This is a genomic window from Acetobacter tropicalis, from assembly GCF_001580915.1.
Classification (GTDB): Bacteria; Pseudomonadota; Alphaproteobacteria; order Acetobacterales; family Acetobacteraceae; genus Acetobacter; species Acetobacter tropicalis.
Genome location: NZ_LHZQ01000014.1, coordinates 1 through 628, shown reverse-complemented (window position 1 = coordinate 628; position 628 = coordinate 1). Strand labels below are relative to the sequence as shown.

Here is a 628-nt window from a genome sequence, read left to right as displayed (position 1 = left end):
CATGCTGGTGTGGTTCACGCCAGCCCGCCTCTGGCCCCGTCACGCCATAGACTGGTTTGATGGTATGGGCCTTGCCGCCTATGCCGTTTATGGGGCAGCCAAGGCACAGGCTTACGGCATCCCTTGGGTGCCTGCCGCCATTATGGGCGTGGTCACCGCCTGCATGGGCGGCATCTTCCGCGATGTCCTGGCCAATGTGCCTTCTATCGTCATTCGGCCCGAACTATACGTAACGGCGGCGGCTCTTTCCGCTGGCAGCTATGTGGGGCTGACCGCCTGCGGCCTGCCCATGGTGGCCGCCACCGGCATCGCCTTCGCCGCAGGTTTCCTCCTGCGTGGCGCGGCCATCCGCCACGGCCTGAATCTGCCGACTTACCGGCTGTAGAAAACCGGTCAGTAAGCTCCGCTCACATCACTTTTTGAAGCGTGCGGCGGCCGGGTTCACGGCCGCATACAGCGCGTCTTGCACCGCCTGTTCGGAAAACTGGTCCCGCACAAACTGCCGCCCAGCCTTGGAGGCCGTTTTGTAGAAAGCCTCCTGCTCGTGCGCAGCCCTCTCTTTTACCGCTTCCCCTGTATCCCGTCAGCGTGGCGCGGTGCCAGGCGTGGTTTCCGGGGCCAGAGGCGG

General features: G+C 64.2%; 1 protein-coding gene. It reads left to right on the top strand.

What is annotated here, in order from left to right; all coding sequences use genetic code 11:
- A partial coding sequence (locus AD944_RS00070) for a trimeric intracellular cation channel family protein (RefSeq protein ID WP_082784166.1) occupies positions 1-385 on the top strand: 385 nt, incomplete at its 5' end.
- Positions 386-628 lie beyond the last annotated feature (243 nt).